Below are 6,697 nucleotides of genomic sequence, written 5' to 3'. Positions count from 1 at the left end.
CAGCAACGCCAGCATCGCCCGGTAGGCGGTGTCGGCGTGCGGGGTCTCCAGCCGTCCCGGCACGATCACGCACCGGCCGCCGGTCTTCTCCGCCGTCACCCCCAGCTCCCGCGCCGTCTTCAACGCCCGCGACGCGGCCACCCCCGTGTACGCCTCCTGCCAGGCCGGCGTGTACGGCTCCGCCCGGTCGTCGTACCCGCCGGGCCAGCGGCCGGGCAGCCCGGGGCGCGCCACCCCGTAGGAGGCGAGCAGCAGGTCGAACACGGTCGTCACCAGCTCGTCGCCGTCCCGCAGCACCGGCACGCCGCGCCGCAGCACCCCGGGCCCGTCGTCGAAGCGCGGCAGCAGCACCTGCACGGCCTCCCCGCCGTACAGGCTGAGCCGCCCGTACGCCCCGCCCGTCAGCCCACCGGGCACGTACGACTCCTCCCGCTCCCGCAGCCGCACCAGCAGCGGCAGGTCGGTGTGCTCCATGGCGTGCCCGGTGAACGGCGTCCGGTCGAGGAAGAACTCCTTGAGCAGCACGTGCCCCATGGCCATGGCCAGCGCCCCGTCCGTGCCCGGACGCACCACGAGCGTCTCGTCCGACAGCCGGGTGGGATGCGTGCCGATCGCGACCACCTTCTGCCCCTTGTACCGCCCGGCGATCACCAGCGGGGTGCCCGCCGTCCGGACGAGACGGTTGTTCTCGCCCCACAGCAGCACGTACGCCGCCCGCGCCCAGTCATCGGCCCGCGGACCGGCGAAACGAGGGCCCAGCACCTGCTCGGGCGCGCACGGATGCTCGGTCAGCACCGCCCCGCCGAGCCCGCCGACCAGCCCGGCCAGCGGCGAGGTGGCCAGCGCCGCCACCCGGTCGGCCCCGTGCCGCGCGGCGGTGTACGCGATCGCCGCCGCCGTGATCTCCGCGGCCGTCCCGTCGTCCAGGGGTACCCGCCGCTCGCCGCGGGCACGCTGGTAGAGCTGTGAATTCGCTGTGAGTTTCGCCCAGGTGGCGACCGGGTCCCGCAGCCCCTCTCCCGCCTCGAAATAGAGCCTGACCAGTGCCTGGTTGACCTGCGATCCCCCCATGGAAAAAGTTCAACACAGACCGTGATGTCGTATGGGGATACGTGTCGGCATGTCGGGGATAAGAATTGGAAGCCCAGGTGGCAGCAGCCTCCGAGGTGCGGCAGGCTAGGGGCCGCCATGGATTACGCAGTTCTCACGGGGATCGTCCTCGTCGCCGGTGTTGTGCTCGCTCTCGTCGCCCAATGGCGTGATTGGCGACCACCTCTCGTGGTCGCCATCCTGGTGGGCGTCGTCGTACGCGTGCTCATCATGTACACGTCGGCGATCGACACCTGGCAGCCCGTCGACTTCGTCAACAGTTTCCGGCCCGCGGGCGAGGCCGTGCTGCGGGGCGAGGATCCCGTGCTGGCCAGCGAGGGCGGCTGGCACTTCCTGCCGACCATCCCGTACATGTACGGCATCCTGCTGTGGCTCGGCATCCCCTGGGAGTTCGCCGGCCGGCTGGTCACCGTGGTCGCCGACATCGTGCTCATCCCGCTGGTCGCCAAGCTGGCCGGCGGCCCCAAGGCGTCGCTGCGCGCCCTGCAGTACGCGTTCAACCCGCTCGCCGTGCTCGTCGCCTCCGTGCACGGCCAGGTGGAGCCCGTCGCGCTGGTGTTCGGCGTGGCCGCGTTCGTCGTGGCCCGCGGCCCCGGCGACCCCCACCGGCCCGGCGTGGTCACCGACGTGGTCGCCAGGGTGCGCAGGGGCGTGGCCGCGTACGGCGTGCGCGCCTCCGTCCCGCGGGTGATCGGCCGGGGCGGCATGCTGCACCGGGCCCTGCTGCCCGCCGAAGACGACCGCGCCCACCTCAGGCGCGGCGCGCTGGCCGGCCTGCTCATGGGCCTGGCGCTGTGCGCGAAGAGCTGGCCGATCTGGCTCGTCCCCGGCATGCTGCTGCTCCTGCCCAACCTGCGCTCCCGGGTGGCCGCCCTGTTCACCACCGGGCTGGTGCCGATCTTCTTCTTCGTGACCCTGCCGATCTTCGCCGGCACCTCGATCAACCAGCTCCCCGCGGTCATCGACACCATCCGCGACATCCGCCCCATCGTCGGCGAATGGGGCTGGACACCCTGGTTCACCGGAGGAAGCTGGGACCTGCGGCCCGAGCTGGCCTCGTTCGGCACCAACCTGATCTACGTCTGCGTCGTCCTCGTCGTCCTGTGGTGGCGGCGGGCCGACCCGATCGACATGACCACCGCCGTCCTGCTCATCTTCATGGTCGTCACGCCCCGGCTCGGCGCCCAGTACCTGCTGTGGTTCATGCCGTTCCTGGTCGCCCGGCCCACCCGGTTCGCCTGGCCGGCCATCCTGGGCTGCTCGTTCTGGGCCGCCTACGGCTACCTCGTCATGACGCAGTTCGACTCCGGCGGATGGTGGTTGCAGCACACCTACTGGTCGCGGGCCTCGATCGTGCTGCTGCCGGTCCTCCTGCTGGCCCTGCCGTGGGACCGCCGCAACGCGACGGCCCACGGCCTGGCCTCCTCCGTCTCCGACCGGGCCACGGTCAGGTCATCGGCATAGGCGCCCCCACAACGTCACCCACTGGTCGGGGTGGACGTGGCCCACGACGGCGTCACGGGCCACCCCGGCCGCCGACAGCGCGGCGTCCACGCCGTCGTAGCGGGCGCGCAGCGAGGCGCGCACCGAGCCGCCCACGCCGCCGAAACCCAGCTCCACCAGCTCCTGATAGGAGCGGCGGTCCGGCACCAGTGGCTCAGGTCTGCGCTCCAGCCGCAGGATCGCCGAGTCCACCGACGGCACGGGACGAAAGCTCTCCCTGCCGACCGTGTCACCCAGCCGCCAGCCGAACCACGGCCACGACTCGACCGTGACCAGGCTCCAGCGGCCGTAGTCGCCGGTGCGCTTGCGGGCGTACTCCCGCTGGGTGAGCAGCGTCGCCGAGGTCAGGGCCGGTGCGCGCAGGCACCAGTCCACGATCTTCGACGTGACGGAGTAGGGGATGTTCCCCACGACCGCGAACGGCTCACGCGGCGCCCGCGCGGTCGTGAAGTCGCCCCTGACGACGTCGATCCGGGCGTCGCCGCGGGTTCGCGAGGCCAGCCGTCCGGCCAGCCGCGGATCGATCTCGTAGCAGACCACCCGCGCGCCCGCCTCGGCCAGCGCCAGGGTGAGCACGCCCGCTCCCGGTCCGGGCTCCAGCACCAGCCCCTCGGGCGCGGCGGCCTTGATCATCAGCTCGACGGCGTGCCGGTCGGCCAGGAAGTTCTGCGACAGCTCGCGCCGCGCCCGATCCGCGGGCGTGCGACCGCCGCCGGAGCCTCCGGCCTTGCGAGCCTGCCGCTGGGTGTGTGAATAGTTTCCGTGCGCGAAATTCTGCGCCACAGCGCTGCCCCTTCGGGTCCTCGAGATGAACGGGTCTCGAAGGGCCCTGGGCGCGCCTGCGGACGCTCAGCTCAGGTCGTCGACCTGCGTCATCGCGTCCGCGGGCGGGCCAGAGCCCGGCCGTGGCGGATGCGGATGAACATCGGGCAGCAGCACATGCATGACATGGCGGTCACTGTAGGTGTCCGGTTCGCGGCCGGGCAACGCAATTAACGCGCGGCATGTCCGATTCTCACAAGAGCTCGCTCCCGGCGAGGGGGTAGCTTCGCCGCCATGACCGCTCGCCCCTCCCCGGAAGGACCCACCGCCATGGACGTGCTCGACAGGGCTGAGCACTACCTGCACCACCACGGGCGGCTGATCGACAGGTTGCGCTTCGAGGCGCTGTTCCGCGACGGCTCCCGCTCCCGCGTGCTCAACGCGCTGCGCTGCTACCAGAACGCCGACGGAGGCTTCGGCCACGCGCTCGAACCCGACCTGCGCGGCTCGGGCAGCCAGCCCGAGCCCGTCGAGGCGGCCTTCTGGATCCTGGACGAGTTCGACGCCTTCGACTCGCCGATGGTGCCCGCCGCCTGCGCGTTCCTCTCCTCCGTCAGCACGGCCGACGGAGGCGTGCCGTTCGTGCTGCCCACGGTCCGCGACACGCCACGCGCGCCCTGGTGGGAGAGCGGCGACGACCCGCCCGGGCACCTCGTCCCCACCGCCTCCGTCGCCGGTCTGCTGCACAAGCACGGCAGCGCCCACCCCTGGCTGGCCGCCGCCACCGACTTCTGCTGGTCGAGGCTCGGCGCCCGGACGGAGTTCGAGCCGTACGAGGCACGCGCGGCGCTGACGTTCCTCGGCTGGGCACCCGACAGGGAGCGTGCCGAGGCGGAGTTCGCCCGGCTGCGCGACGCCCTGCTCGCCACCGTCACCTTCGACCCGGACGCAACCGGCCCGGTGCACCTCCCCCTGGACTTCGCCCCCGAGCCGTCCCGGCTGCCGCTGTTCACGCAGGACGTCCTGGACGCCCACCTCGACGCGCTCGAGGCCGCGCAGTCGCCCGACGGCGGCTGGCGCGCGAACTGGCTCATCTGGACCCCCCTCGTGGAGCACGAGTGGGGCGGCCACCTCACCGTGGAACGCCTCAAGACGCTGCGCGCCTACGGGCGGCTGCCCGGGTGAGACGGTTCTGTCGGAGACACCGCGTACGTTGGAGGCATGTACGTGGAGCGGTCCCCGAGCGCCGTCCTCGCCGGCCGCCTCGCCTGCGCGTGGCACCGCACCAGCGAGGTCGCCACCACCCAGCTCGTGGTGCCCGACGCCTGCGTCGATCTCATCTGGGGTCCCGGCGGCCCGTTCGTCGCGGGGCCTGACACGGGGCCGATGCCGGCCACTCTGGAGGCGGGGCAGGCGCTGGTGGGGGTGCGGTTCCGGCCCGGCGCGGTGGGCGATCTGTTCGGGGTGCCGCTGGAGGAACTGCGTGACCGGCGGGTGCCGGTTGCGGAGTTGCCGGGCTGGAGCGGGCTGCTGACCGAGCTCACCGAGGCGCTGGGCCCCATGCCCTCAGGAAGTTGGTCGAAGGAGGCGCGTCTCGACGTCCTCCAGGCCGCGGTCGGCAGACGATTGACGGCCGGCGGCGGCCGGACGGCCGTCGATCCGGACTCCCGGGCCATCGCCGCCGGTCTGGGCGAGGGCCGTACGGTCTCGCAGGTGGCCTGGGCCCTCGGCTACAGCGAGCGCCAGCTCCGGCGCCGCAGCCTGCTCTCCTTCGGCTACCCGCCCAAGACCCTCCAGCGCATCGTCCGCTTCCAGCACGCCCTGCGGCTGGCCCGTGCGGGCACCCCGCTGGCACAGGTGGCGGCCACGGCGGGTTACGCCGACCAGGCCCACCTCGCGAACGACGTCAAGCGCCTGAGCGGGGTGCCGATGGGCAGCCTGCTCTGATCCGGTCGATCTCCTCCGGGATCAACCGCGGGGAATCCGGCCGGACACCAGCGCCCGCACCCACGTGGCACTCGGATCGCTGTCGATCAGCAAGGCCCGTGTCAGCAGGCTCAGCGGAATGGCGAGAATCGCCCCCAGCGGCCCCAGCACGAAAGTCCACACGATCAGCGAGATGAACGTCATCGTGGTGGACAGCCCGACCGCGTCACCCAGGAACTTCGGCAGAATGAACGACTGCGTCACGACATTGATCACGATATAGGCGGCGATCACCAGCAACATCGTCCGCACGCCGCCGTCCAGCAGCGCGAGTATCGCCGGCGGCACCAGGCTGATGACGAAACCGATGTTCGGAATGTAGTTGGCGATGAGTGCGAGCACACCCCAGAGCAGTGGCAGCGGCACGTCCAGCAATGTCAGCGCGATCACGTCGAGAATCGCGCTGATGAGCCCGAAGACGGTCGAGACGATCAAATAGCGCCGGGTTTTGTGCGCGAACACGGAGAGCGCCGTGACGAGGTGCGGCCGGTTGCCCTCACCGGTGCTGAGGATGCGCGCCGTCGTCGGCGCGTCGAGGGACATCGCCAGCGACAGCACCACGATGAGGAAGAGCGCGGTGAGCACCCCGATCAGGCTGCCGAGCAGGCTCTGCGCCAGCCCCAGCATGCGCCCGGGGTCGAACGCCTGCAACGCCTTGTTCAGCACGTCGTTGCTGATCCCGTGCGTGGCCGCGAACCGTTCGGCCTCGGCGAGCAGCCGCTCGAACTGGTTGGTGTACTTGGGCAGCAGCGAGGCGAGCTGCGTGGCCGAGATGGTCAGGATGCCGAACATCCCGATCAGCAGCAGGACGACGATGAGGAACGGCACGGCCACCTGCAGCCAGACCGGGGCTCTCCTGGCCCTGAGCCAGCCACGCACCGGGGACACGGCGATGACCAGCACGAGCGCCAGCACCACGGGGCCGGCGATGGAGGCCACTTCGCGGATCCCGAAGAGCACGACCACCGCCGCGGCGATGCCCACCAGGATGATGAGCGCACGGGGCACGGATTGATCTAGCACACCCCCGTTCCTACCCCTGTGGGAACGGCGCACCATCGATTTGACGGTTCCGGGAGGCGTACATAGAGTTCAGCAGTCCCACGGGGACGGCTTGATCGCCGGACCCACTCGGGGGCCACCTCCAGACTCCACCATCGCGGTGAAGCGTGCTCATGCACTCTGATCGGCTGGTAAGTTAGAGGGGTTGTCTCCGAAAGGGGGCAGGGATTAATTTCAAGCAGGTTGAGCAAGTCGGGTCAATTTGACAGAGACTTGAACGGCTGAAAGAATTAAGACCACAACGACGAAATGAACGCCTCCGAGCGGGGGCCGC

Annotated in this window: 6 protein-coding genes; 3 read left to right on the top strand and 3 right to left on the bottom strand. The window is 70.9% G+C overall.

Annotated elements, in window-relative coordinates; all coding sequences use genetic code 11:
- On the bottom strand, positions 1-1,071 hold a 1,071-nt coding region (locus FAF44_RS51235), incomplete at its 3' end, for a molybdopterin-dependent oxidoreductase (RefSeq protein ID WP_237110772.1).
- Positions 1,072-1,188: 117 nt separating this feature from the next.
- Between FAF44_RS51235 and FAF44_RS51230 the strand changes: the two genes are divergently transcribed.
- Positions 1,189-2,574: a hypothetical protein gene (locus tag FAF44_RS51230; protein WP_237110771.1), complete on the top strand. Its 1,386-nt coding sequence runs from the start codon at positions 1,189-1,191 to the stop codon at positions 2,572-2,574.
- Here FAF44_RS51230 and erm read toward each other — a convergent pair.
- Complete coding sequence (erm, locus tag FAF44_RS51225) at positions 2,563-3,396, bottom strand: ErmE/ErmH/ErmO/ErmR family 23S rRNA (adenine(2058)-N(6))-methyltransferase (RefSeq protein WP_237110770.1); 834 nt, start codon at positions 3,394-3,396, stop codon at positions 2,563-2,565. The two genes, FAF44_RS51230 and erm, sit on opposite strands and share 12 nt — an antisense overlap.
- Before the next feature lie 273 nt (positions 3,397-3,669).
- Here erm and FAF44_RS51220 point away from each other — a divergent pair, with 273 nt between their 5' ends.
- Positions 3,670-4,560, top strand: coding sequence for a hypothetical protein (locus tag FAF44_RS51220; RefSeq protein ID WP_237110769.1), 891 nt, complete (start codon positions 3,670-3,672; stop codon positions 4,558-4,560).
- Between the two features lie 36 nt (positions 4,561-4,596).
- Positions 4,597-5,322, top strand: a complete 726-nt coding sequence (locus tag FAF44_RS51215; protein ID WP_237110768.1) for a helix-turn-helix transcriptional regulator — start codon at positions 4,597-4,599, stop codon at positions 5,320-5,322.
- Positions 5,323-5,343: 21 nt separating this feature from the next.
- Here FAF44_RS51215 and FAF44_RS51210 read toward each other — a convergent pair whose 3' ends face one another.
- Positions 5,344-6,369, bottom strand: coding sequence for an AI-2E family transporter (locus tag FAF44_RS51210; protein ID WP_237110767.1), 1,026 nt, complete (start codon positions 6,367-6,369; stop codon positions 5,344-5,346).
- Positions 6,370-6,697: the final 328 nt, after the last annotated feature.

Source organism: Nonomuraea sp. MG754425 (assembly GCF_021699195.1).
GTDB lineage: Bacteria > Actinomycetota > Actinomycetes > Streptosporangiales > Streptosporangiaceae > Nonomuraea.
Note: the sequence above shows the minus strand (reverse complement) of the source record. Positions and strands in the feature narration are given on the sequence as shown.

Excerpts from the sequence above, each read along its gene's own strand:
- FAF44_RS51215 (WP_237110768.1), top strand. The coding sequence starts at position 4,597 with ATGTACGTGGAGCGGTCCCCGAGCGCCGTCCTCGCCGGCCGCCTCGCC.
- FAF44_RS51220 (WP_237110769.1), top strand. The coding sequence starts at position 3,670 with ATGACCGCTCGCCCCTCCCCGGAAGGACCCACCGCCATGGACGTGCTC.
- FAF44_RS51230 (WP_237110771.1), top strand. The coding sequence starts at position 1,189 with ATGGATTACGCAGTTCTCACGGGGATCGTCCTCGTCGCCGGTGTTGTG.